This is a genomic window from Streptomyces sp. NPDC048297, from assembly GCF_043201585.1.
Taxonomy (GTDB): domain Bacteria; phylum Actinomycetota; class Actinomycetes; order Streptomycetales; family Streptomycetaceae; genus Streptomyces.
Genome location: NZ_JBICZA010000089.1, coordinates 1 through 1,749 on the forward strand (window position 1 = coordinate 1; position 1,749 = coordinate 1,749).

Here is a 1,749-nt window from a genome sequence, read left to right on the forward strand (position 1 = left end):
GAGCAATCGTCAATACCTGTGGATCGATGGATTCTCAGCTTCGGGATGACCGGAGTCGGGTGAGTCCGTCGACGGCTGCAAGCTCCTTGTCCAGGAGCTGAGCTTCGGCGGCTGCGGTGACGATGAGGAGGACGGACACCTCAGGGTGGTCGTCCTCAAGAAGGTCGTCTTCGCCGTCGTCTCCTGGAACGGTGTTCGGCTGGACCTTGATGCGAGTCGTGTCGGCGAGGGTGGCGAGGAAGTAGACGCCGAAGTAGTCGCTCTCGAGCTCGGCGAAGGTCGCCGGAAGTCGCTCGGCGAGGAGGTCGGCCAGCTGCTGGGCCGTGTAGGTGCTCGTGCCGTAGGTGTCGGTGACGGTCATCGTGGCATTCTCCTCAGGCGGCGTGGTTCTCGGTGCGTTCGACCAGGTGGCCGTTCTCGAAGCGGGCGCCCGCGCGGACGAGGGGGACCAGGTGGGCTCCGGTGATCGCCCGCCAGCGTGACTGGGCGGACTCGACGAGCTTGAACACCATCGCGAGGGCCGCGGCCGGGCTGCCGGCGCCTCGGGTGACCTTCGTGCGGAGTTTGACCGTGGAGAACGTCGACTCGATCGGGTTCGTGGTTCGCAGATGGATCCAGTGCTCGGCCGGGAAGTCGTAGAACGCGAGCAGCTCGTCCCGGTCATCGGTGATCTTCGCGGCGGCCTTCGGCCACTTCGTGCCGTAGGTGCGGGAGAAGGCCTCGATCGCCGTCTCGGCGTGGGCCCGGTCCTCGGCGTTGTAGATCTCCTGCATGGCCTTCGTGGCTCCGGGCTGGGCGGACTTGGGCAGGCAGTTCGCGACGTTGCGGGCCTTGTGGACCCAGCAGCGCTGGTGGCGGGCGGCGGGGAAGACTTCAGCGAGGGCCTTCCAGAGGCCCATCGCGCCGTCGCCGACGACCAGCTCGGGGTCGCGCATGCCCCGTCGGCGGCAATCACGCAGCAGGTCGGCCCACGACTCGGTCGACTCCCGCAGCCCCTCGGCAATGGCGATGAGCTCTTTGGTGCCGTCCAACCGGACCCCGAGCAGGACCAGGACGCACGAGTGCGCCTGACCGAGCCGCACCTTCGGGTGCACCCCGTCCGCCCAGACGTAGACGAAGTCCCGGTCGGACAGGTCGCGGGTCTGGAAGGCGGCGTGGTCGTCGGTCCACTGCTTGGTCAGCCGGGTGACCGTGGCCGGCGACAGGCCGGCGGTGCCGCCGAGGAACTGCTCCAGCGCGGGCACGAAGTCCCCGGAGGAGAGTCCGTGGAGGTAGAGCAGCGGCAGGACCTCGGAGACCTTCGGGGACTTGCGGCACCACGGGGGAAGGATCTTGGAGGAGAACCGCTTCCGCTCGCCGGTCTTCTCGTCGATGCGGCGGTCGTTCACCCGGGGCGCGGTGACCTCGACCGGCCCGGCCGCGGTGACGACGGTGCGGGGTTGGTGGTGGCCGTTGCGGACCACCAGGCGGCGGCCTCGCTCGTCGGTCTCGGCGGCCAACTCGGCTATGTACTGGTTGACTTCCGCTTCAAGCGCGGCGGCGAGCATGCGTCGGGCGCCCTCCCGGACGATCTCGTCGATCAGGGAGCCGGACTGCGTGGAGCCGTCGTCGGTGACTACGCTGAGCACGGGCGTGCCTTCCCGACCCGCGCTGCAACGCGGGCCTACTCGGAGACCTTACGGATCATTCGGGAAGGTACGCCCTCCGCGTCCTCGCCCGGGGCTGATCCACAAGTCCTGAGCATTGCTC

At 68.6% G+C, this 1,749-nt stretch carries 1 protein-coding gene and 1 pseudogene; both read right to left on the reverse strand.

Annotated elements, in window-relative coordinates; translation table 11 throughout:
• Window positions 1-34 precede the first annotated feature (34 nt).
• On the reverse strand, window positions 35-361 hold the full coding sequence (locus ACGFYV_RS37505; protein ID WP_393883027.1) for a hypothetical protein: 327 nt from the start codon (window positions 359-361) through the stop codon (window positions 35-37).
• A gap of 34 nt (window positions 362-395) precedes the next feature.
• Window positions 396-1,628 (reverse strand): annotated as a pseudogene (locus tag ACGFYV_RS37510) (IS256 family transposase); the annotation flags it as partial.
• Window positions 1,629-1,749: the final 121 nt, after the last annotated feature.

Coding starts and splice junctions, on each gene's coding strand:
- ACGFYV_RS37505 (WP_393883027.1), bottom strand. CDS start 361: ATGACCGTCACCGACACCTACGGCACGAGCACCTACACGGCCCAGCAG.